Origin of the sequence: Exiguobacterium sp. SL-9 (assembly GCF_004336985.1) — a bacterium.
Classification (GTDB): domain Bacteria; phylum Bacillota; class Bacilli; order Exiguobacteriales; family Exiguobacteriaceae; genus Exiguobacterium.
Genome location: NZ_SJUO01000001.1, coordinates 763,365 through 785,623, shown reverse-complemented (window position 1 = coordinate 785,623; position 22,259 = coordinate 763,365). Strand labels below are relative to the sequence as shown.

Sequence of the window (22,259 nt, the reverse complement as noted above, 5' to 3'; positions counted from 1 at the left end):
TTGTGCCTCCTAGCAAGATTATTGATACGTACGGCCTTTCCATGAAATCGGCTTTCGTCGCCATTTGCGTACGACCGCGCTCGACAAGAGCAACAAATAGGCGATGAGACTGAACGGATGGAGCCAAAAGTGGTGTCCTCCCGACTTGATGTCAATCGCCAACCGAGCGAGTAAGACGAACACGCACGCCAAAAACGAAGTCCAATCCATATATACGAGGAATGCGATGAAAGCAGATAGCTGGATACCGTAGTATAAGAAGAAATAAAGGGCGATGCCCACTGCTTCATTCATTCCCTTGAATACGTTCTTTGAAAACCCGTTCCAGACTTCTTCGTTCGTCGCATACATGTCACACGTAATATAGGGGGAGACGTTGACGAGCGAGGTGACTTTTTTGCGTCGCTTGAACTCACGGCATAGGTCGATATCATCAATCAACGAATCGTGAATCGAGGCGTGTCCACCGACGTCGTCATAACTTTCACGCTCGACGAGCACGTTCATCCCGTTGGCGGCGGCGAAAGCGGGATGGCGCACTTTTCGCCAAAACAACGGCAAATGCTGGGCAATCAAGACGTGCTGCATCGGAATCAACAGTTTCCCGAGCCATGTCGGTGTCGGAAAACGAGGGAAGCCGGACAAGAAGACCGCTCTTTCGCGTGCGAGTGTGCCATGTAATCGCCCGATGAACGTCGGGTCGACCGTGACGTCGGCATCGAGGAACAACACGTACGGCTCGGTCGTTTGGGTCGCCAACTGATGACACGCATGAACTTTGCCGGCCCAACCTTCAGGAAGCGGCACGCCACGGAAAATGGTGAAGCGGGCATCGTCTTCGATTGCCCGGACGAGTGCTTCGTATGTATCATCCTCGGACCGGTCCTCATATAAATAGACATGGCATCCATCCGTCAAGGCGTGCTTCAAACTGGTGATGAGTTTCGGCACGTTCCGCTCTTCGTTCCGTAGCGGAATACATACCGCAGTCGGAGGGGCAGAGATGGGCGCAGTGAGTGGGCGCAGGAATAGTAAGTTCACCAACGTGAAGACAAACATCAAGAACGTGAGCGCGAGAATCACCATCAGCGGCCTCTCCCGATTTGGAGCAAGTGTTCCGTCCAATCCGCGAGGCTGCGTTTCGGAGGGAACAAGGCGATATAGCGGTCGGATTGATTGATCACGTCGTCGCGCGTATCGTCATACAGACGTTCGAGTGCTTCGGCGAGCTCTTGCTTTTGAAGCCGCCTCGTCTCAGACATGACCGTATGGTTGCGGAAGCGCACATAGACGAGTGGGGCCGCGTGCGATGCGAACGTATAATAGATGGCGCATAAACGGACTTCTGATTTTTGAAGTAGCATCGTCGCACCTGTGCCAATCTCAAGCGGACGTTGTTCTTGCGGATATTCACGTCCTTGCGGGAACACCCAGACGGACTTGCCTTCAGACAAGAGACGATTGGCATAGTCGAGCGAGGCACGCACGTCGGACAACTTTCCTTTCTGGATGGAGAATGCGCCCAAGTGACGGAAGAACGGGAAGCGGCGCAACCCATCCTCATCCATCAAGACGTGGACATCGTGGCGCAAATAATATTCGTTCAACATGAGTAAAATCATCCCATCCCACCAAGAACTATGTGTGCTTAAAAACAACCCTGGTGTCGGCACGTCATCGGTCCGGACGTGAATGGTATGGAAAAACGGACGGATTTGACGTTCTTTGACGAACGTCGAGAACAGATTATTGAACCATTTCTTTTTGCTCGCTTCGATCATGTCGGCTCCTCCGTTCTATCAAGATGAGGCCTGCGGCTGTCACGACGCTGAGTACACCGATCCCATAGAGACCGGCGTTGACTGCCGTGACACCGAACAAGGCGTGAAGCATGACGAACAAATAACGGCCGTGCCCGAGCAACATCGGCTCCGCCTCGACTTCAAACCGGTCGAGTAACCACGAGAAAATGAGCGACAGTCCGAACCAGCCGACGAAGTTTTGCGTCGGGATGTCATAATACAGACCGTCATTGGCCCATTCCCAATAGCCTTTCACGTTCGCTGCGACCGGATCAATCGCCATGTCGAGCCAAACAGCGAGGAACGGGACGAGCCAGAGCGTGCGGTTCTTGAACGAGAACAAGCGGGCGACGGCAAAACTCGAGCCGATGACGGCGAGCCATGCCGCGCCAATCGTGACCGGCACGCCGAACACGGTCGGACCGAACGCCTCGGCATAGATATACTCGCTGAACGGGAACCCGGTTTTGACACCGAGCGTCTCGACGGCAATCGAGCCGAAGAAGATGAACGGGACGATCAAACGGGCGTGGCGGACGCCGTCCGCAATGACCCAACCGCCGATGGCCCCAGCGAGCCATAAGAACACCGGGTTCGCCCATTCGAGCCAACTCGGCAACAAGTCAAAGCCAACGAGGACGACCCCGATGACATACCAAACTAAAAACCATTTCCAAATCCATGGATACACTTTCATTTCATCACCTCACCTTTCATTCTAGAGAGGTTTTTGAAATCCGTCTAATAAATGCATGCAAAAAAAAGAGCCCCTCGAGAGGGACTCATCAATTCGCCATCTGTTTTCGCTTCTTGACGAATGAGAAGGCGATAAATAAGACATAAAACGTGACGGCGATGAACCAAAACGACGGCCATTCTTTCCAGCGGGCCAGAATCATGTACGTCAAGTAGACGAGGCTAACCGTGATAATGAACGAGTGGCGCGGGAGCGGCACATCTTTGAAACTCGGGATACGCACGCGGCTGACCATGAGCAGGGCGAGCCCCGTGAAAAAGATTGGGGTGAGTAATTCGCTGATTTGGTCTCCAAACGTCGTCACGACGGCGAGCAAGCCGCCGGCCGCAGTGATCGGCACACCCGAGAAGTAACTGGCCGTGACGTTCGTCGCCGACAAGTTGAAGCGGGCCAAGCGGTAGGCGCCGAACAACGGGAATAAGGCGGCGAAAAAGAGGCCGTAATTGCCGTAATCGATAAAGAATGTATAGTAAGCGAGTAACGCCGGGGCGACCCCGAACGTGACGACATCGGCGAGCGAGTCGAGTTCTTTTCCAAAATCACCGGCCACCCCGAGCATACGGGCCAGCCGTCCATCCAAACTGTCGAGCATCATGGCGATGATGATGAGCAGCGTCGCGTTCGAGAAGTCGCCGCGCGCCGCATAGACGATCGCCAAGACGCCGCAGAACAAGTTGCCGAACGTAAACGAGTTAGGAATCCATGACCGGATTCGTTCTTTCCACATAGGTATTGCCTCCATCTTTGTCATTGAGTGAACCAGTGACCGTCCGTGAACCGGAGCAAATCGGCCGGTGTGAGTTCGAGTTGATAGCCGCGCTTGCCGGCCGAGATGATGATCGTGTCTTTTTGTTTAGCGCTGTCATGCAAGTAGACAGGAAACCGTTTCTTCGCTCCAATTGGTGAGACACCGCCGCGGATATAGCCGGTCAGCGCCTCAAGCTCTTTCATGGGGACGGGCGAGACTTTTTTGGTGCCCCAAGCTTTCGCGGCCGCTTTCAAATCGATATCTAACTCTCCTGAGATGAGGAAAAAGGCGTAGCGCCGCTGCTCATTCTCGAGACAAATCGTTTTATAGAGCTGGTCGAGCGGTTTACCGAGTGCCGCGGCGACATGTTTGGCGGAGACATCGGACGTGTCCACCTCATAGGAGTGGTACGTGAACGGGATGTTCCGTTGTTTCAATTGTCTTGCGGCATTCGTCAGTTGCATCAGTCCCACCCTTTCGTTGAACGACTCTTTTAAGAATAGCAAATAGTGGTAGCGTCGGGCAATCGAACTCGGAAAGTTTCTATGACAAGAAGGAAACAGAATCCACGATATAGAAATGAATAGTGATTCATTTTAATAAAGGGGGAGATAGGATGGAAACGATTCAACTAGAACGGCGGAACGGGGTCGGCTGGCTCAAGTGGAACCGACCGGAAAAACTAAACGCGCTGAATGAGACGTTGCTACGCGAGGCGAGGGAAGCCATCGAAGAGATCGTGGCGGATGAAACTGTCCACGTCATCGTGCTCGTCGGGCAAGGGCGTGCCTTCTCGTCCGGCCAAGACTTGACGATTGAGAGTGACGCCGACTATGGTCTCTATTTAGAAGAGGTGTATCATCCACTCGTGCGGGTGCTCGCTGACTGTCCGAAACCAATCATCGCCGGCATTCACGGGGTCGTCGCGGGGGCGGGCTTGAGTCTGGCGCTTGCGGCGGACGTTCGCCTCGTCGCAAGGTCGACGAAATTTAGTTCCGCCTTCATCAAAATTGGCCTTGTCGCCGACGCCGGGGGACCGTACCATTTACGACGCTTGATGCGGCCAGATCTCGCGCTCGCTTGGATGTGGAGCGGCAGCACAATCGACGCCGAACAGGCCGAAACGTTCGGTCTCGTCACCGAGCTCGTCGAAGATGAGGCGTACTTGGAGCGGTTGACGACCTATGCCGAGACGCTCGCGGCCAAATCACCGACAGCGGTGCAAGGCATGAAGGCGTTATTCGGGGCCGACTCGTTCGAGGACGGTCTCGAGCAAGAGATCATCTGGCAACGGAAATGTGGTCAGACGGACGTTCATCGCCAGGCGATGCAGGCGTTCCTCAATCGATGAAAAAAGAAGCGGTCACAGCGACCGCTTCTTTTTGGTTAATTATGAAGTTGGCTTCGGTTCGAATTGGAAGCCTTTTTGTTGCCACGTGCCGTACTTCCAACGACGGAAAGCGAAGAAACCGCGGAACCACTCGTCGAGTGAGAAGGCGAGCCAAATGCCGAGGACGCCGAGTCCCATCTGGAGTCCGAACAAATAACTGAAGACGACGGCCACGCCCCACATCGAGGCAATTCCAATCATGACCGGGAAGCGAACATCGCCGACCGACTTGAGTGAACCCATCAGGACGATGTTCATAGCGCGACCCGGCTCCAGGATGAGCGTCGCCCATAAAATCGGTACGCCGACGGCGATGATGTCCGGATTCGATGTGAACAGGCCGAGTAACGACTTGCCGAACACCGCGAGTCCGAGCGACGCCACGAGTGAAGCGAACATGGCAATCTTCAACGTTTTGACGGCGCGGGTATACGCTTCTTTGAACCGTTTCCCGCCGATATCTCGAGCAATCAACAGCTGCGTCCCTTGCGCGACGGCGACCGTGAACAAGAAGGCGAGCATCGACAAGTTCATGACGTACACCCGAGCGGCGAGGGAAGCCTCGCCCATCGTGGCGATAAAGCCGGTGATGATAATTTGTGAGAACTGATACGATAAGTTTTCTCCAGCCGACGGGACCCCGATTTGGAGCAAAGCGCGAATATCGTCGCGTTGCGGCTTCATCAATTCCTTGAGCGGGAAGCGGAGCATGAGCCGCTTCTTGACGATCCAGAACAAGAGCACCATTGCCGAGAAACGGGCGATGACGATAGCCCAGGCGACACCGGCGACACCTGTCACAGGGAGACCGAACCAGCCCATGACGGCGAGCATCGCTCCGATGGCTGTGATGATATCGATTAAGAGTGTGGCGAGCATCGCATGCTTCGTCATCCCATGGCTCCGGAGGACGGAACTGAGCGCCATGATGAGCGCTTCGGTGAACAGCGACAACCCGACGATTTGCAAGAACAACAACCCGTGGGCGAACAGCTCATCCGATAAACCGAACAGGCGCAGGAACGTCTCACCGAACAAGAACACGACAGCGACCATGAGCACACCGAGCCACATGTTCAGGCTGACGGCAGAACGGGCGAAGTCGCGGCTCTTCTTCATCCGATTGGCGCCGATCGCTTGACCGATCAAGATGGTCGCACCGACCGAGGTGACGCTGAAGACGATTAAGAAAACGTTCAAAATTTGGTTGGCGACGCCGACCGCGGAAGCGGCGGCATCGGAGTAATGGGCGAGCATGAGCGTGGCGATAATCCCGGTCCCCATATGGAGCGCGAGTTCGATGAAAATCGGCCACGAGATTTTAAATAAACTGAGCTGTTCGGTGTCTTTTGTCGGCATGGTGTATTCTCCCTTGTTTCTACAATTCTTTATATGAAATATTTACGTTGTCAAAATCACAAGGGTCATGTTACTCCTTTTGAAATGAAAAAGAAAGGGATTTGGTAAATTATTTTCAACAAAAAAAACACCCGCCGAAACGGGTGTAAAACGGAATTTATTTCATTTTTAAAATCGTGGCGCTATAAGGTGCGAGCTCGATTTCAAGAGAGTCTACATCACGGTCGTGAAGCAAGTCGTAAGCACTTCCGGTATGGCCGAGCGGGTTGAGCTTCGAGACAGAGTCTGAGTTGTTGAAATAAATCAAATACGTCTCATCTTTCGTGCAACGCTCGATGATGAGGGCGTTGTCTTCATCGTCGACGAGATTGAAGCGATACGAGCCGGCGTTGGCGAGCACCGGGTGCTCTTTGCGGAGTCGAATCAACTTCTGCACGTAGCGGAACAACTCGCGATCTTCTTCGGCTTCGTCCCATGGCATGCAGCGACGGCAACCCGGGTCTTGTTCACCTTCGAGGCCAATCTCGTCCCCGTAATAGATACATGGGCTGCCTGTATACGTGAGCATCGACATCATGAGTAGTTTGAACTTCCCTTTATGTCCTTTCGTCCGGGTGAGGGCACGCGGCGTGTCGTGCGAGTCAATCAAGTTGAACGTCACTTCGTTCACGTTCTTCGTGTTCATCATCTCGACGCGCGTCAATTCATTGCGGAACTCGGAAGCGGACGTCCGGTCGAGCGCGAAATAGTTGAGGCTCGCGTTCGTGAACGGATAGTTCATGACCGCGTCGAACTGATCGCCCTTGAGCCATGGTTGGGCATCATGCCAAATCTCGCCGAGGATGTATGCATCCGGGTTCGCTTGCTTCACGGTTTTACGGAAGTCGCGCCAGAAGGCGTGATCGACTTCGTTCGCCACATCTAACCGCCAGCCATCGATGCCGAACTCTTCGACCCAATAGCGGGCCACTTCTAATAGATAAGCTTTTAACGCCGGATGCTCCGTGTTGATCTTCGGCATGTTCTTCTCGAAAGCGAACGTGTCGTAGTTCGGCTTCGGCGTCGTCTCGATCGGGAAGTCGCGAAGATAGAACCAGTCACGATATTCCGACTGTGGTCCGTTCTCGACGACGTCCAAGAACCATGGGTGGTTGTAACCGACATGGTTGAACACGGCGTCGAGCATGACTTTGATGCCGTTCTCATGAAGCAAGTCGACGAGTTGCTTGAACTGCTCTTTCGTGCCGAATTGTGGATCGATCTCCATATAATCGAGCGTGTCGTATTTATGGTTCGTCGTCGCTTTAAAGATTGGGCAGAAGTAAATCCCGGTGATCCCGAGGTCGACGATATGGTCGATATGGTCGATGATCCCTTGGAAATCGCCGCCGAAGAAGTTCGTGATCGTCGGTTCCGTACTATTCCATGGAAGCGTGCCTGCCGGATCGTTGGAAGGATCACCGTTCGCGAACCGGTCTGGGAAGATTTGATACCAGACCGTGTCTTTCACCCATGCCGGGGCGTGGAAGATATCGACCGGGTTAATGAACGGGATACAGAAGTAATAGCCTGTATCATCAAGCGGTTTGTCTTCGAACCAGCCTTTTTCCGTATAGACGGCCGTTTCATTTCCATCATGGAGACGGAAGCCGTACCGAAGGCGACGGAATGGCGGTTTAATGGCGATGAACCAGTAGTCGTACTGATCGTCGTGACCGATCTTTTCCATTGGTGTCTCGAACGTACGCCAGAAACTCGGCTTGTCGGGATCGAAGTTCCACATGGCTGGATCTTCAGAATGCCAGTCGTACGGATCATTCCAAATTAAGTCAACAGATTGGATATCATTTCTTTTCGTATGGAAGCGAATATGTATCGTTTCTCGGTCGTACTTGTACACGAAAGGGGACATGGCGCGATGGTAAATAGCTTCTTTGATCATGGGTTTGCATTCCTTTCTTTAGTGAGGGTTATAACCATTTTACACTGTCTATCCAGAAAAGAAACAACAGTTGTGAAAACGTTTGCTCAAGCAAAGGGTAATAAAGCGTTTACATTTTGTCAATCGTCCGATTCATCATTTTTTTGCGAAATAGGGCCATAAAAAATTCAAAAAGAGATAAATGGGACAACGGCAATAAAAAAAGCGAAAAAAAAGACTTGTAAAACGCTTACACAACTGTATAATAAAAATTGAGGTGAGGATGCAAACGTTTTCACTAACCTACTGATTCTGTAGCGGAGTTGATTCAATCAGTAGGCCAGTGCGATTGCGCAAATCTGACCATACTATTTCCTTGGGGAGGTTTTTCATCATGAAGATGAAAAAAATGGTAGCAGGACTTTCAACGGCAGTATTCGCTTTCGGTGCACTTGCTGCATGTGGTGGCGGTACGGACAATGGTTCTACTAACGAAGGCGGTTCTACTAGCGAGAACAAGCCAGAAAAAATCGTAATTTGGGAAGATATTGAAAAGTCGGAAACGACGAAAGAAGTTGCGAAGGCGTTTGAAGAAGAACACGGCGTCGCAGTTGAAGTCGTTGAAGTCCAAATGACGGATCAAAAGGACAAGTTGGCGCTTGACGGCCCAGCTGGAAAAGGTCCTGATATCGTTCTCGTACCACATGACCAAATCGGAACGATCGCTGACCAAGGTCACTTGGCACCGCTCACTGATGAAGGTGCGCTCGATGCGTTCACAGACGCTTCGCAGTCGGCTGTCATGTTCGACGGACAAGCTTACGGCTACCCGAAATCAGTTGAAACGCCAGTCCTCATGTACAACAAGGATTTGGTATCAGAAGCTCCTGCTTCAATGGATGACTTGTACAAGTTGTCTACAGATCTTAAAGACAAAGGCGAGTACGGCTTCCTCGGTCTTTGGGATAACTTCTACTTCGCACACGGTGTCGTGGCTGGCTTCGGCGGTTACGTCTTCAAAGAAGACGGCGGCGCGCTCGACCCAACTGACATCGGCTTGAACAACGAAGGCGCAGTCGAAGGCTTTGACTATATCGGCAAATGGTACGAAGAAGGCCTCTTCCCTAAAGGGTTGATTGGCGAGTCTGGCGGCCAGGCGATGGACCAACTCTTCACTGAGAAGAAAGCACACACAGTCATGAACGGACCGTGGGCAGTAGCTGGTTACACAGACGCTGGCATCAACCTCGGAGCGTCTGCAATGCCGACACTTCCAAACGGTGAGCCAATCAAGACGTTCATGGGCGTGAAGACATATGCACTTTCTGCTTACACGGAGAACCAAGAGTGGGCTGAAATGTTCCTCGCAGAACTCACGAACGAAGAGAACGCATTGAAGATGTTTGAAGCTTACAACGAGATCCCACCAGTAGCAGCCCTCGAATCGAACGAGACAATCACGTCGAACGAAGTTGCGAAGGCGGTATTCGATCAAGCAACGAACGCAATCCCAATGCCTAACATTCCTGAAATGGGACAAGTTTGGGAGCCAATGGCTCAAGCGCTTCAGCTCGTAGCAACTGGCAAGCAAGATGCACAAAAATCAGCTGACGATGCTGTTAAAGTCATCGAGCAACAAATCCAAGCGAACAACCAATAAGGATGTGAAATGACGGGGTACGCCACATGGCGTTCCCCCTCATTTTCTGAAATTGAGCAAACGCTTGCTCGATTGATTTGCTCAAATTGAAAGGAGATATTGAGGATGGCTTCAATTGCGAACCCTAAAACGCCGGAACAACGTCCGGAAAAACCGACCAATCACGCTCGGAACGCCGCATTGCTTTCGATCATTCCGGGAGCCGGTCAATTCTATAACAATCAAAAAGCGAAAGCGATCGCTTTCTTTATCGTCATCATGTCTTATTTTGCAGTTAACTACGATCTCTTTTTCAAAGGAGCGGGCGCAGGACCTGGCGACCGTGGTGGCCTTTGGGGATTGATCACGCTTGGCGAAGTGGCAGGACCTCGTAACGACCACTCCATCTTCTTGATGGTAGAAGGGATTGTCGCATTAATCTTACTTTTCTTCGGAATCGCGTTCTACATCTGGAACATTCGTGACGCCTACCGAGTCGGTCGCATTCGTGATCAGCACCTAAACGTCCCAACGTTCCAAGTGCAGCTCCGCAACTTGCGCGACCATGGATTCCCATACTTGATGTTAATCCCGTCGCTCATCTTGCTCGTTTTCACAGTCGTATTACCGCTTATCTTCACTTTCTTAATCGCATTCACGAACTATCGTTACAACAACGCGCCACCGGCGAAACTCGTCGAGTGGATCGGATTTGAAAACTTCACACGTATTTTTGAAATCGATATCTGGCGCGACACGTTCGTCGGCGTTCTCGGCTGGACACTCGTCTGGACGGTCGCTTCGACGGTCGGTGTCATCGCGATCGGGATTTTCCTCGCGGTTCTCTTGAACCAAGAAGGTCTTCGTTTCCGTCGCTTGTTCCGCTCGATTTTGATTTTGTCATGGGCCGTTCCAGCGTTCATCACGATCTTGATCTTCCGTTCGATGTTCAATGAATCGTTCGGTGTGTTCAACACGACGATCCTTCCGGCGTTCGGACTTGATCCGATCAACTGGATGACCGATCCGACGGCGACACGAAGCGCGCTCATCTTGATTCAATGGTGGCTCGGTTTCCCGTTCATCATGACGCTCATGACTGGGGTCTTGCAATCGATCCCTGGCGACTTATATGAAGCGGCGACGATTGACGGCGCGACCATCTTTGACAAGTTCCGTTTGATCACGTTGCCGATGCTCTTGTTCGCAACAGCACCGATTTTGATCACGCAGTTCACATTTAACTTCAACAACTTCAACATCATCTATCTCTTTAACGGCGGTGGACCGGCTGTACCGGGACAAACTGCCGGCGGTACCGATATCTTGATTTCATGGATTTACAAATTGTCTCTCGGAGCCAACCCGCAATACGGACTTGCGGCTGCGATCACGCTCATCTTGTCATTCTTCATCATGACACTTGCCGTCATCCAGTTCCGTCGGACAAAATCTTTCAAAGACGAGGATATGATCTGATATGAAAAAACAAAAACGAATCAATTTGGCAATCTCTTATGTCATCTTGACGCTTGCGTCGATCATCATTCTCTATCCAATGCTTTGGGTGGTCGGGACGTCCTTTAACCCGGGACGTACGATCACTTCGACCATTATCCCTGCAAATCCAACGTTTATTCACTATAAAAACTTGTTTGATTTGACGATTTCAGATTATAGTTTATGGTATGTGAATACACTGAAAATCGCTTTCATCACGATGGCGCTCTCAGTCATTCTCGTTACGATTACTGGCTATGTCTTCTCGCGTTACCGCTTTGTCGGACGGAAGAACTCGCTCATCTTGTTCCTCGTCTTACAAATGGTGCCGCAATTCGTCGCCATCATCGCGATTTTCGTGCTTCTTAATATGCTCGGTCTCCTCGACACGCACACAGCGCTCATTCTGCTGTATGCCGGTGGCGCGATTCCGATGAACACGTATCTCGCAAAAGGTTACTTCGATACGATTCCGAAAGAGCTCGATGAAGCCGCTCGGATGGATGGTGCCGGTCACCTCCGTATCTTCTGGCAAATCATTTTGCCGCTCGCGAAGCCAATTGTCGCAACGATCGCCTTGTTTAACTTCATGGGCCCGTTCAACGACTTCATCTTGGCATCGCTCGTCCTTCGTTCACCAGAGAAACAGACGCTCGCGGTTGGTCTTTACAACATGATCTCTCGACAGTTCGACAACAACTTCACGTTGTTCGCGGCAGGCGCCGTCCTTTCGGCCCTTCCAATCGTTCTCTTGTTCTTCGTGTTCCAACGTTACTTCGTCTCGGGTCTCACTGCCGGTGGTACGAAAGGATAATACTCACTTAAGGGGGAAGCGATATGAGGCGAGGCGTCGTGCTCGTTCTTCTGTCGCTTCTTTTGTTTCCAACAGTCGTCGGAGCGAAAGAAGCAGCATCATGGGAACAAGAACGCATGTACTTTATCATGGTCGACCGGTTCGTTGACGGGAATCCCGATAACAATGACCAGGTCGATAAAAATGACCCGAAAGCCTTTCACGGGGGCGATATCCGCGGCGTGATTGAAAAGCTCGATTACATCGAGTCGCTCGGATTCACGTCCGTCTGGTTGACACCGGTGTTTGAAAACATGCCGGACGGTTACCATGGCTACTGGATCAAAGATTTTTACAATATCGATCCCCAATTCGGGACGAAAGAAGATTTACAGGAACTCGTCGACGAGGCGCACAAACGGGATATGAAAGTCATCCTCGACTTTGTCGTCAACCACGTCGGGCCGAACCATCCGTGGGTCGAGGAACGACCGGACTGGTTCCATGACGAGTTGCCGATCGTGCTATGGAACGATCAAGAACAAGTCGAGACGCACTGGTTGTTCGACTTGCCCGACTTTAAGACCGAGGACCCAGAAGTAAAAGATTACTTACTCGAAGCGGCCACGTATTGGATCGAAGAGACCGGAATTGATGGCTATCGCCTTGATACGGTACGACATGTGGACAAGCCGTTTTGGGAAGACTTCGTCACAGCGGTCCGTGAAGTCGATCCTGACTTTTATCTCTTGGCCGAAGTGTTCGACCCAGACCCACAGTACGTCGCGGAGTATGATGACTTAGGTTTCAACAGCATCACGAACTTCACGTTTTATGACCGCGTCTCGAAAACGATGACGCAAAAGACGGCGAACGTCGACGAAATCGACGTGGCCGCGAGCTACGCCGAGACGTTCTTTAATGATCCGAATCAAATGGCGACTTTCTTAGATAACCACGACGTCGAACGCTTCATGCATGTCGCGGAACTAGGGGGTGCCGAGTCGGCCGAGCGTCGTTTACGACTTGGATTATTTGCACTTTATGCATCACCAGGGATGCCAATCGTCTTCCAAGGCACGGAGAATGCACAAAAGGGCGGGGCCGATCCGGCGAACCGGGTCATGACCGATTTCCCTGGAAATGAAGAGCTCCACGAATATGTCGCGACGATGAACCGGATGCGGGCCGAATACCCGGTGTTTGCGACCGGCGAACAACGGATGATTGCCTCGAAAGACGGCATGGCCGTGTTCGAGCGTCGTGACGGCGACGATGTCGCCTTGTACGCCATCAATATGAACGCCGAGGACCGAGAGATTGAATTCGAGGTAAGCGAAGTCGGGGAAGACACTCGCCTTCGTGGTCTCTTGTTCTCACAACTTGTCACGGACAGCCGTGGCACGTTCACTGTCAAGCTCGCAGGAGAAAGTGCAAACGCCTACATCGTCGAAAAATCGGAAGTGAACATGTGGACGATTGGTCTACTCGTCGTCGCCATCCCGATTTTCTTGACTGGATTGGTCATGTGGAAGCGTCGCAAGAGCGCAAGCTGACGATACCCTTTCATAGGGAACTTTGAACTAACGGAAGCAAGGGGGAGCATTATGCAAATCACGATTAAAGATGTCGCCAAACACGCCAACGTCGCACCGTCGACCGTGTCTCGCGTCATCGCCAACAGTCCGCGAATCAGTCAGAAAACAAAAGAACGTGTGCGTAGTTCGATGGAAGAACTCGGGTACCATCCGAACATTCACGCCAGAAGCCTCGCCAACCGCTCGACGCAATCGATTGGTCTCGTCATGCCGAGCGCAGCGACAAAGACGCTACAAAATCCATTTTTCCCAGAAGTGTTGCGTGGAATCAGTACGAAAGCCCATCAAAACGGCTACTCGCTCTACATGACGACGGGTGTCACCGAAGAAGAAGTATTATCTGGCGTGATCGAGATGGTCCAAGGACGCCGCGTCGACGGGGTGATTGTCTTGTATTCACGTGAGGATGACAAAGTCGTTCAATATTTGCGTCAGACGAAATTCCCGTTCGTCGTCGTCGGGAAGCCGTTCGGGGATGCCTCGTCCATTACGTACGTTGACACGGACAACTATTTGGCCGGTCGCGAAGTGACGAAACATTTATACAACCTTGGTCACCGCTGTATCGCCTTCATCGGGGGATCGGATAAGCTCGCTGTCACACAAGACCGTCGCAACGGTTACGCCACGGCGCTCATGGAAGCGGGCATTCCGATTCGCGAAGACTATATTGCGCGAGCCGAGTTCATGACGAAAGGCGGCGCCAAAGCCGTACGCGAATTGCTTCAATTAGAAGAACCGCCAACGGCCGTCGTCGTCAGTGACGACATGATGGCGCTCGGTGTCATCAGTACGCTCAGTGAGATGGGTCTTAAGATTCCAGAGGATGTGGCTGTCGTCAGTTTTAATAACGTCTATATCGCCGAGCACTCGAATCCGCCGCTCACTTCGGTCGAAATCAATATCTTTGGGCTCGGTTTTGAGGCGACGAACTGTCTGATTGAACAGATTGGTGATAGCGCGCCGCCTTATGGAAAACGCGTCATCGTCCCTCATTATTTGGTCGTGCGTCAGTCGTGCGGTCAAAAAAAGAAAATGGAAATCGTTGAATGAGTGTAAACCTTCCGTATCATGCGGAAGGTTTTTTTATGTGTAATTCGTATGCATATATTGAAGGAAGAATCAATCAGCCAAAAGTCGTGACGTTACAAACAGATGACAATCGTGAAAGAAATGCATGAAACGGAATTGCAAGGGAACATCTACATTACCGGCCGAATGGCAGATCATTACGTATTCGTCCAGCTTATGACCAAAAAATATAAAAGTTGAAAGGGAGATACAATCATGGATAACAAACGTTATGTAGGCACTTACTATCAGGAATCAGAGCTCGTGTCAAAAATTGATGAGCTTCGCGCCGAGGGGCATCGCGAAGATGATCTGTACGTCGTTGTGAAAGATAAATCAAACCTTTCGATGGTTCGCGGCGAAACGGATGCGGAAGTAAAAGAAACGAAAGCGTCATGGCTTGACCGCTTCTTTGGAGTCGCGGACGGCGAAGATGAAGTACGTCGCACGTTCGATAAACTCGGCTTCTCGGAAGAAGAGACAGCACGTCACCATCAAGATATTGAAAACGGTGGGTTCGTCCTCCTATTGGATTCGAACGACGGCATTTTAGATGATGGTCGGAACGACACGTTTGAAGGTGGTCGCACATCAGCCGGTTACGGTTCAGAAGGTAATGAGGCGGGGAATATGACCGCGCGTGAGGTCGGGATGACAGGAGCTTCAAGCTCTGGTATTCCGACGGACCGATCAAACGATATGGATCAAGATATTCGTAACCGTACCGATTTGACAGATGAACAAAAACTCGAATTGCACGAAGAGCGTCTTCAAGTGAACAAAGAGCGCGTGCAAACCGGAGAAGTTCACGTCGAGAAAGATGTCGTCGAACACGAAGAGCGCGTCGACGTTGAAGTAGAACGTGACGAAGTGTACGTGGAGCGACGTCGTGTAGACGAAGACCGATCAGCGACAGGTCACTCATTTGACGCGACGACAGACCGCGATGAGATTCGCGTACCGGTCACAGAAGAACGTGTCGACGTGACGAAGAAGGATGTCGTGGCTGAAGAAATCGTCGTCGGCAAAGATAAAGTGAAAGATACGGAAACAGTACGTGAGACGTTGCGGAAAGAAGAGGCACACATCGAAGGGGAAGATGACCTTCGCCATCGTGATCATGACCGTGACCACACACGTCGTGATGAGCGCGATCGTCTCTAATCGATTGAACAAGTACCTCGACAAGGATGGCTCTCTCTGAGGGACCATCCTTTTTTTCGCCAATTGAGCAAAGGAGGAACGAACGCCATGAAACATGCGATCATCTCAGAAGTATTTGACCAACCTGAAGCGTTGCTCGATCGAACAATCGATTTAAAACGAGAAGGGTATGAAGAAGAAGACATGTACGTTCTCGTCAAACAGGCCGATGTGGCGGACGTCATCCGTCGTCACTCGAACCTCTACGTCCTCGTCACCGATGAACCGGGAACGGTCGCCTCACTCGTCACGTCGAGTGAACGGCCGATTGAGCGCTGGCTCAAAAGTATGCGCTTGACGTCAGAGCAACAAAATCGTTTTGAGAAGGAAGTCGAACACGGTAGGCTCTTTCTTTACGTCGATGCGGACCGAAACGAACAACAGATTGACGCTACGAATCGGAAGGTAAAACCTACGCCACAGACCGAGGAACAGACGCTCGCCTTGCACGAGGAACGCTTGATAATCGAGAAACAACCAGTCCAATCGGGAGAAGTCGTCATCAATCGTCACATATCGGAGACCGAACAAGCGATTGAAGTCCCCGTTCGGAGGGAACAGGTTCATGTGGAGCGGGTGAACGGGTCGGAGGATGTGGTCGAAGATTACGACTTCGATCAACCGGGTATTCGAACAATTGATGAAGGGGACCATTTACGAATCCAAGTCATCGAGGAACGGGCCTTCATCGTGAAGCGTCCTGTCGTCGTCGAAGAGATCATCGTCCGGAAACAAGTGACCGAAGACGTCAAAACGATGACAGAAACGCTCCGCAAAGAAGAAATCGAAGTGACCGAGGTCGGGCAACCCAATCTCACGGTCGAAGACCATACAACGCGAAAGGATGAGACACAATGAGTAAACGTCGATTTGTAGACACGTATCAAGAGGAGGCGGCACTCGTCGCCAAAATCGATCAATTGACCGAAGAGGGTTACGACGAAAGTGATGTATTCGTCGTTGCGAAAGATCAAGACGATGTCTCGCTCGTCAAACGGAATACCGATGCAAAAGTGGAAGAAGCGAGCGCGAACTGGATGCAGAAGTTCAGCGGCGTCGCGGAAGGTGAAGAAGAAGTGAAACGAGCCTTGCTCGACCTCGGTCTCGCTGACGACGACGTCAATCGGGCGTACGGCGATATTTTAAACGGAGGTTATGCCCTCATCCTCGACGAACCAGATACGGGATTCAATGACGGGAACAACCCCGCGTTCGAAGGGCACGAAGCGAACGCAGCGTTCGGGAACGATCAGAAGAAGTGACTAGAGTTTGACCTGCTTGGCCCTTTAGTGGCTTGGCAGGTTTTTGTTTTTAAACGTCACGAAAAAAACAAAGAAAAAAGTTTATGCAAACGATTGCATTATCGGGTGAGTCGTGTAAAATGAGAGGTGAGATTGTAATACAGCGCTTTCATAGACAAACGGTTGCATGAATCGATTGTCTGATGACGAGTAGCCTTGTAGAGAAAAAGGAGTGGCAGACAGATGAAACGATTGTTTGCAGTCGATGAATGGAAAGTAACGGAAAAGAGCCTACATCCGAAAGAAAACCGCCTCGCAGAATCGATTACCTCGCTCGGTAACGGTCATATGGGGATGCGCGGTAACTTTGAAGAAGATTATTCAAACGATACGCACCAAGGTTTCTACGTGGCCGGTGTCTATTATCCGGATAAGACACGTGTCGGTTGGTGGAAAAACGGATATCCGGAGTACTTCGCAAAAGTATTGAACGCGACGAACGTCGTCGGTCTTCGTGTCGTCATCAACGGGACACCGGTTGATTTGGCGAAGTGGGAAGTGAAAGACTTCACGCGTGAGCTCGATATGCAACGTGGCGTTCTCACACGTACGTTTACACTCATGAACGGAACGGAAGAGACGAACGTTGAAGTCGTCCGCTTCTTCTCAATCGTCGATAAAGAGATTTTAGCGATCCGTTACAATGTCACTCCGGTGAACTATGAAGCGAAAGTCGAATTCACGCCTTACTTGGACGGGGATGTCGTCAACGAAGACTCGAACTATGACGAGAAGTTCTGGTTGCCGGTCGAGCATGGCGTCGAAGAACGTTTCGGGTTCGTGACAACGAAAACGAAAAAGCTCGACTGGCATGTCACGGCATCGATGATCGCGGACGTCGAAGGGGCACGTTGTGAAGTGCTCGAAGCGACGGACCTTTTTGTCGCCAACAAGTTCACGGTCACAGCGGCAGCCGGTGAGACGGCGACGGCGTACAAATATGTCTCGGTCGTCACGAACCGTGACTACGAGGTCGAGGAATTACAATCGATGGGTATGCAGCGCGTCGAGATGGCGTTCGAAAAAGGGTTTGAAACACTTCTCGCTGAGCAGACAGAAGCCTGGCTCGCTCGTTGGGAAGACGCTGACGTCCGCATCGACGGTGACGCCGAGGCCCAGCAAGGCATCCGCTTCAACATCTTCAACATGTATCAGACGTACACAGGCGAAGATTCGCGTCTCAACATCGGACCGAAAGGATTCACCGGCGAGAAATACGGCGGCGCCACGTACTGGGATACGGAAGCATATTGCCTCCACTTCTACTTGGCGACGACGAAACCTGAAGTCTCGTGGAACTTGCTCAAATATCGTCACAACCAATTGCCGCAAGCAAAAGAGAATTCGGTCAAGAACGTCGGCATGGAAGGCGCCCTCTATCCGATGGTGACGATGAACGGGGAAGAGTGCCACAACGAGTGGGAAATCACGCATGAAGAGATTCACCGGAACGGTGCCATCGCCCACGCCATCTTCAACTATACGAACTTCACAGGCGACAAGTCGTACTTAGGTCAATACGGACTTGAAGTATTGGTCGAGATCTCGCGTTACTGGGCAAGCCGCGTCAACTTTGTCCCGCACAAAGACGTGTATATGATCCTAGGCGTCACAGGTCCGAACGAATACGACAACAACGTCAACAATAACTGGTACACGAACTTGATTGCCGCTTGGACGCTCGAGTATACGCAAGAAGTGTACAACTACTTGAAAGAAGCAGAGCCGGCGCGCCTTGAAGAACTCGTCGCGACGCTCGGTCTTTCAGACGAAGAACTCGCGAAGTGGAACGATATCCAAACGAAGATGTATTATCCGAAAGATGACCTCGTCCCAGACGTGTTCATGCAGCAGGACGGCTTCATGGATAAAGAACAGATCTTGGTGAAAGACCTCGATCCGAAACACTTGCCGCTCAACCAAAACTGGTCGTGGGACCGCATCCTCCGCTCGAACTTCATCAAGCAAGCGGACGTGCTCCAAGGACTCTATACGTTCAGTGACCGCTTCACAGTCGAACAGAAACGTGCCAACTTCGATTTTTATGAGCCGCGTACGGTCCATGAGTCGAGCTTGTCACCTTGCGTTTACTCAATCATTGCGGCCGAAGTCGGCTACGAAGACAAGGCTGTCGAATTGTATCAACGTTCGGCGCGCCTAGATCTCGACAACTATAACAATGACACAGAAGACGGGCTTCACATCACGTCAATGGTCGGTTCATGGATGTCAATTGTTCACGGTTTCGCAGGCATGCGCGCCCTTGAGACGGAACTCACGTTTAGCCCGATGATCCCGAAAGGTTGGAATGGCTACTCGTTCAACATGCTCTGGCGTGGCCATCACTTGACGGTCACATCGACGCGTGAACAAGTGACAATCAAACAGACAGGTGGCACGGACGTCTCCATCCGCGTTTACGGAAACGTCGTCACGGTCCCGGCAAACGATGCGGTGACCATCGAGACAGTGAAAGCGTGATCAAACGCATCAGTTCAACAAGTCGGCTTCGGTCGGCTTGTTTTTTTATGAAGAGTGTGGGCACATCTCACTATTTTTGTGGTATGCAGCGCTAGAAAACTATGTTATCTTGATTCTTAGCTATTTTTGAAAGGGGAGACAAAACTTGACGGAAGCCGTTAAAGAACACGCACGCATCGGGATCGTTTCGATTATCGGGGGAGTGTTCGTAGCATTATCCATGACATTATTTTTAATCCCGGCTGGGGTATACTCGACCGGATTTACAGGGCTTGCCCAAATCTTTACGAAACTGTTTGCGGGGACGCCGTTTGAGCTAGGGGAAGGAATTTGGTTCTTCGTCTTAAACATACCGCTCTTGATTGTCAGCTACTTCATGCTCGGCAAGAACATGATGATTCATACGTTGATTAGTGTCGCGGCAGTCACCGTGTTCATTCGCGTGCTTCCGCAGTCGTCCATCATTTCGGACGACCCGCTGTTGAACGCCGTGTTCGGCGGGGTTTTGCTCGCCATTGGTTCGGGTATCACGATTCGCTTCGGTGCCTCAACCGGCGGATTCGATATCGTCGCCCTCATCTTGGCGAAATTCACGAACAACTCGGTCGGCGTCTATTTGTTCCTGATGAACATGATGATCGCGCTTTGGGCCGGTGCGTTGTTCGGTTGGCAGACCGCGCTCTACACGATCGTCTTCTTATATGTGACGTCAAAAGTCATCGATGAGATTTATACGAATACGCAGCGCCAGACGCTCTTCATCGTCACGAGCCACCCGGACGAAGTGACGAAAGAACTGCATCAGCACGTCTTCCGTGGCATCACGCTCATGCCGGCAATCGGTACGTATTCGAAAGTAGAGAAAGCGACGCTCATGATGGTCGCCCAACGCCACGAGGTGCGAGAAATCACGCGCATCTGTAAAGATGCCGACCCGACCGTCTTTATCAATATGGTCCCAACTGAAGATGTCGAAGGTGCGTTCCGACGCTAAAATAAACCCCCGCTGAACGCTCAGCGGGGGTTATTGTATAAGTAGAGATAAAACGAGTGTGAGGGGGATACGTAATGATTGGAGTCAGCATTGCGACGAAATGGGAATATGAAGCGACATTGGACTACTATGATGTGAAAGACCACGAGCGGTGCAGCTATCCGTATGGTGAGTATTTCATGACGACGCTTGATGATGCCGAGCTCGTTTTCTACAGTACGGGTGTGCGGAAAGCGAACGGGGTGGGCGCCAATCAATATATGCTATCTCGCTTCAATTTAACGAAAGTGATTGTGGCTGGAACGTGTGCTGGAATCGACGATACGTTCAACCTGTTGGACATTGTCATCCCTCGTCGTGCCGTTCAATACGATTGTACGGTCAAAGAAGTAGAGCCGCTCATCAAGTCATCGTTTATCGTTGACATTGAATTAGCGAACTACGGGGACGATTTTTTGACCGGTACCATCGCGACAGCCGATCGAGCGGTCGTGATGTGGAACGACTATTTGGAATTAAAGAAACACGACATCACCGTCGCGGATACAGAAGCAGGCGCCATCGCGTATATCTGCAAGAAGAATGCCATCGAGTGTATCATCATCAAGGGGATATCCGACTTCCCGACGGATGAGCGCGGCGCGAATCCAGTCGAATCGAACGCGGAGCAAATCAATGTGTACGTGGCGAACACCCCAAAAGTGATGACCAAGATTTTTGATGACTATCTCATGCGTTTTGTTTAATTGTAGGTCAGAGCAAAAAACTCCCGCTGAACGCTCAGCAGGAGTTTACTTATGCTTTGATGCCGAGTTTTTCTTCGAGGTAGATGGCGATGCCGTCTTCCATGTTCGACGCGGTCACTTCATCCGCGACGGCTTTCAACTGGCTGATGGCGTTGCCCATCGCGACGCCGGTGCCGACGTAGTCGAGCATCTCGAGGTCGTTTTCCTCGTCACCGAACGCGATGATGTTTTTACGGTTGATGCCGAGATGTTTCGATACTTCGCGCAACCCGAGCGCTTTCGACGTGTTCTGGCTCATGACTTCGATCATGTGTTCCGGCATGCGCCATTGACGGTTCAAGACGGCCTCGGCGTGGACTTTATTCAATCGAGCGCGAACGTTGTCGACGTGCTCTTTCGTCGCATGGATGAGGAGTGATGTCGGCTCATCCTGCAAATGTTTGAGCAAGTTGCCTGATGTGACGCTGAGCGCGCGCTCGGCGTAGGGGCTATAAAACTCTTGCGGGTCTTTATGGAAGTAGACGTGGTCGGTCACTTCGACCACAATGTTATGCGCTTTCGTGTCCGAGACTTCTTCGATAATCTCGTGCGCCGTTTTGAGGGGGATTGGCCGGTGCGTCACTTCGTATGACGGATCTTTCGGGTGATGGACGAGCGCCCCGTTGAAGTTGATCAGTGGTGTCGTCAACCCGAGCTGTTCGTAATACATGATCGAATGACGTTGTGGGCGTCCGGTCGCGATCATCACTTCATGACCGGCCTCACGGGCTGCCTGAAGCGCGCGCACGTTGCGCTCACTGATCGTCTTGTCGTCGCGCAACAATGTTCCATCCAAATCGACTGCGATTAAATACCGTGACATAAAGGGTTCCTCTTTTCTACGAGATGCTTATTTCTCAAACCGTACCATATTTCCCGTTTCGACGGAAAGAATATACAATCGAGGTCGCACATTT

Annotated in this window: 20 protein-coding genes; 12 read left to right on the top strand and 8 right to left on the bottom strand. The window is 51.4% G+C overall.

From position 1 onward, the window contains the following. Positions 1-18: 18 nt before the first annotated feature. From EVJ34_RS04055 to ybaK, 5 genes are all read right to left on the bottom strand, one after another. Positions 19-1,086 (bottom strand): glycosyltransferase family 2 protein, encoded by a 1,068-nt coding sequence (locus tag EVJ34_RS04055; protein WP_131484760.1) that lies wholly within the window; start codon positions 1,084-1,086, stop codon positions 19-21. After that, positions 1,086-1,781, bottom strand: a complete 696-nt coding sequence (locus EVJ34_RS04050) for a lysophospholipid acyltransferase family protein (protein ID WP_131484759.1) — start codon at positions 1,779-1,781, stop codon at positions 1,086-1,088. Before EVJ34_RS04050 ends, EVJ34_RS04055 begins: the two co-directional genes overlap by 1 nt. After that, on the bottom strand, positions 1,747-2,499 hold the full coding sequence (locus EVJ34_RS04045) for a carotenoid biosynthesis protein (RefSeq protein WP_131484758.1): 753 nt from the start codon (positions 2,497-2,499) through the stop codon (positions 1,747-1,749). The genes EVJ34_RS04050 and EVJ34_RS04045 overlap by 35 nt, the downstream gene beginning before the upstream one ends. A gap of 88 nt (positions 2,500-2,587) precedes the next feature. Continuing rightward, positions 2,588-3,286: a CDP-diacylglycerol--serine O-phosphatidyltransferase gene (gene pssA, locus EVJ34_RS04040; protein WP_131484757.1), complete on the bottom strand. Its 699-nt coding sequence runs from the start codon at positions 3,284-3,286 to the stop codon at positions 2,588-2,590. A gap of 20 nt (positions 3,287-3,306) precedes the next feature. After that, positions 3,307-3,771 carry a Cys-tRNA(Pro) deacylase gene (ybaK, locus tag EVJ34_RS04035; protein ID WP_131437594.1) on the bottom strand — a complete coding sequence of 155 codons (465 nt, stop codon included), beginning with the start codon at positions 3,769-3,771 and terminating at the stop codon, positions 3,307-3,309. 152 nt (positions 3,772-3,923) lie between these two features. Between ybaK and EVJ34_RS04030 the strand changes: the two genes are divergently transcribed. After that, a complete protein-coding gene (locus EVJ34_RS04030) occupies positions 3,924-4,658 on the top strand; it encodes an enoyl-CoA hydratase/isomerase family protein (RefSeq protein WP_131484756.1) in 735 nt (244 codons plus the stop codon). 39 nt (positions 4,659-4,697) lie between these two features. Here the strand turns inward: EVJ34_RS04030 and EVJ34_RS04025 are convergent, their stop codons facing one another. Together EVJ34_RS04025 and EVJ34_RS04020 are read right to left on the bottom strand one after the other, a co-directional pair. Beyond that, a complete protein-coding gene (locus EVJ34_RS04025) occupies positions 4,698-6,056 on the bottom strand; it encodes an MATE family efflux transporter (RefSeq protein ID WP_131484755.1) in 1,359 nt (452 codons plus the stop codon). A 157-nt stretch (positions 6,057-6,213) separates the two neighbouring features. Continuing rightward, positions 6,214-7,998, bottom strand: coding sequence for a glycoside hydrolase family 13 protein (locus EVJ34_RS04020; protein WP_131484754.1), 1,785 nt, complete (start codon positions 7,996-7,998; stop codon positions 6,214-6,216). A 373-nt stretch (positions 7,999-8,371) separates the two neighbouring features. Between EVJ34_RS04020 and EVJ34_RS04015 the strand changes: the two genes are divergently transcribed. From EVJ34_RS04015 to EVJ34_RS03965, 11 genes are all read left to right on the top strand, one after another. Beyond that, on the top strand, positions 8,372-9,637 hold the full coding sequence (locus EVJ34_RS04015; protein WP_131437586.1) for an extracellular solute-binding protein: 1,266 nt from the start codon (positions 8,372-8,374) through the stop codon (positions 9,635-9,637). A 105-nt stretch (positions 9,638-9,742) separates the two neighbouring features. Continuing rightward, the gene (locus EVJ34_RS04010; RefSeq protein ID WP_052090084.1) at positions 9,743-11,095 is read left to right on the top strand and encodes a carbohydrate ABC transporter permease; all 1,353 of its coding nucleotides are present in this window, start codon (positions 9,743-9,745) and stop codon (positions 11,093-11,095) included. Position 11,096: 1 nt separating this feature from the next. After that, entirely contained in the window at positions 11,097-11,930 is an 834-nt protein-coding gene (locus EVJ34_RS04005) for a sugar ABC transporter permease (RefSeq protein ID WP_131437584.1), read from the top strand. Between the two features lie 23 nt (positions 11,931-11,953). Then, on the top strand, positions 11,954-13,465 hold the full coding sequence (locus tag EVJ34_RS04000) for an alpha-amylase family glycosyl hydrolase (protein WP_131484753.1): 1,512 nt from the start codon (positions 11,954-11,956) through the stop codon (positions 13,463-13,465). A 51-nt stretch (positions 13,466-13,516) separates the two neighbouring features. After that, positions 13,517-14,560 (top strand): LacI family DNA-binding transcriptional regulator, encoded by a 1,044-nt coding sequence (locus tag EVJ34_RS03995; protein ID WP_131484752.1) that lies wholly within the window; start codon positions 13,517-13,519, stop codon positions 14,558-14,560. A gap of 234 nt (positions 14,561-14,794) precedes the next feature. Next, complete coding sequence (locus EVJ34_RS03990) at positions 14,795-15,742, top strand: YsnF/AvaK domain-containing protein (RefSeq protein ID WP_131437578.1); 948 nt, start codon at positions 14,795-14,797, stop codon at positions 15,740-15,742. 87 nt (positions 15,743-15,829) lie between these two features. After that, positions 15,830-16,639 carry a YsnF/AvaK domain-containing protein gene (locus EVJ34_RS03985; protein ID WP_131484751.1) on the top strand — a complete coding sequence of 270 codons (810 nt, stop codon included), beginning with the start codon at positions 15,830-15,832 and terminating at the stop codon, positions 16,637-16,639. After that, the gene (locus EVJ34_RS03980; RefSeq protein ID WP_131484750.1) at positions 16,636-17,043 is read left to right on the top strand and encodes a general stress protein; all 408 of its coding nucleotides are present in this window, start codon (positions 16,636-16,638) and stop codon (positions 17,041-17,043) included. The genes EVJ34_RS03985 and EVJ34_RS03980 overlap by 4 nt, the downstream gene beginning before the upstream one ends. A gap of 222 nt (positions 17,044-17,265) precedes the next feature. Next, entirely contained in the window at positions 17,266-19,563 is a 2,298-nt protein-coding gene (locus EVJ34_RS03975) for a glycoside hydrolase family 65 protein (RefSeq protein ID WP_131484749.1), read from the top strand. Positions 19,564-19,708: 145 nt separating this feature from the next. Further along, positions 19,709-20,557: a YitT family protein gene (locus EVJ34_RS03970; protein ID WP_131437570.1), complete on the top strand. Its 849-nt coding sequence runs from the start codon at positions 19,709-19,711 to the stop codon at positions 20,555-20,557. Positions 20,558-20,631: 74 nt separating this feature from the next. Then, positions 20,632-21,303, top strand: a complete 672-nt coding sequence (locus tag EVJ34_RS03965) for a 5'-methylthioadenosine/S-adenosylhomocysteine nucleosidase family protein (protein WP_131437568.1) — start codon at positions 20,632-20,634, stop codon at positions 21,301-21,303. Between the two features lie 49 nt (positions 21,304-21,352). Here the strand turns inward: EVJ34_RS03965 and EVJ34_RS03960 are convergent, their stop codons facing one another. Continuing rightward, entirely contained in the window at positions 21,353-22,165 is an 813-nt protein-coding gene (locus EVJ34_RS03960) for a Cof-type HAD-IIB family hydrolase (protein ID WP_131437566.1), read from the bottom strand. Between the last annotated feature and the right edge of the window lie 94 nt (positions 22,166-22,259).

Coding starts and splice junctions, on each gene's coding strand:
- EVJ34_RS04055 (WP_131484760.1), bottom strand. CDS start 1,086: ATGGTGATTCTCGCGCTCACGTTCTTGATGTTTGTCTTCACGTTGGTG.
- EVJ34_RS04050 (WP_131484759.1), bottom strand. CDS start 1,781: ATGATCGAAGCGAGCAAAAAGAAATGGTTCAATAATCTGTTCTCGACG.
- EVJ34_RS04045 (WP_131484758.1), bottom strand. CDS start 2,499: ATGAAAGTGTATCCATGGATTTGGAAATGGTTTTTAGTTTGGTATGTC.
- pssA (WP_131484757.1), bottom strand. CDS start 3,286: ATGTGGAAAGAACGAATCCGGTCATGGATTCCTAACTCGTTTACGTTC.
- ybaK (WP_131437594.1), bottom strand. CDS start 3,771: ATGCAACTGACGAATGCCGCAAGACAATTGAAACAACGGAACATCCCG.
- EVJ34_RS04030 (WP_131484756.1), top strand. CDS start 3,924: ATGGAAACGATTCAACTAGAACGGCGGAACGGGGTCGGCTGGCTCAAG.
- EVJ34_RS04025 (WP_131484755.1), bottom strand. CDS start 6,056: ATGCCGACAAAAGACACCGAACAGCTCAGTTTATTTAAAATCTCGTGG.
- EVJ34_RS04020 (WP_131484754.1), bottom strand. CDS start 7,998: ATGATCAAAGAAGCTATTTACCATCGCGCCATGTCCCCTTTCGTGTAC.
- EVJ34_RS04015 (WP_131437586.1), top strand. CDS start 8,372: ATGAAGATGAAAAAAATGGTAGCAGGACTTTCAACGGCAGTATTCGCT.
- EVJ34_RS04010 (WP_052090084.1), top strand. CDS start 9,743: ATGGCTTCAATTGCGAACCCTAAAACGCCGGAACAACGTCCGGAAAAA.
- EVJ34_RS04005 (WP_131437584.1), top strand. CDS start 11,097: ATGAAAAAACAAAAACGAATCAATTTGGCAATCTCTTATGTCATCTTG.
- EVJ34_RS04000 (WP_131484753.1), top strand. CDS start 11,954: ATGAGGCGAGGCGTCGTGCTCGTTCTTCTGTCGCTTCTTTTGTTTCCA.
- EVJ34_RS03995 (WP_131484752.1), top strand. CDS start 13,517: ATGCAAATCACGATTAAAGATGTCGCCAAACACGCCAACGTCGCACCG.
- EVJ34_RS03990 (WP_131437578.1), top strand. CDS start 14,795: ATGGATAACAAACGTTATGTAGGCACTTACTATCAGGAATCAGAGCTC.
- EVJ34_RS03985 (WP_131484751.1), top strand. CDS start 15,830: ATGAAACATGCGATCATCTCAGAAGTATTTGACCAACCTGAAGCGTTG.
- EVJ34_RS03980 (WP_131484750.1), top strand. CDS start 16,636: ATGAGTAAACGTCGATTTGTAGACACGTATCAAGAGGAGGCGGCACTC.
- EVJ34_RS03975 (WP_131484749.1), top strand. CDS start 17,266: ATGAAACGATTGTTTGCAGTCGATGAATGGAAAGTAACGGAAAAGAGC.
- EVJ34_RS03965 (WP_131437568.1), top strand. CDS start 20,632: ATGATTGGAGTCAGCATTGCGACGAAATGGGAATATGAAGCGACATTG.
- EVJ34_RS03960 (WP_131437566.1), bottom strand. CDS start 22,165: ATGTCACGGTATTTAATCGCAGTCGATTTGGATGGAACATTGTTGCGC.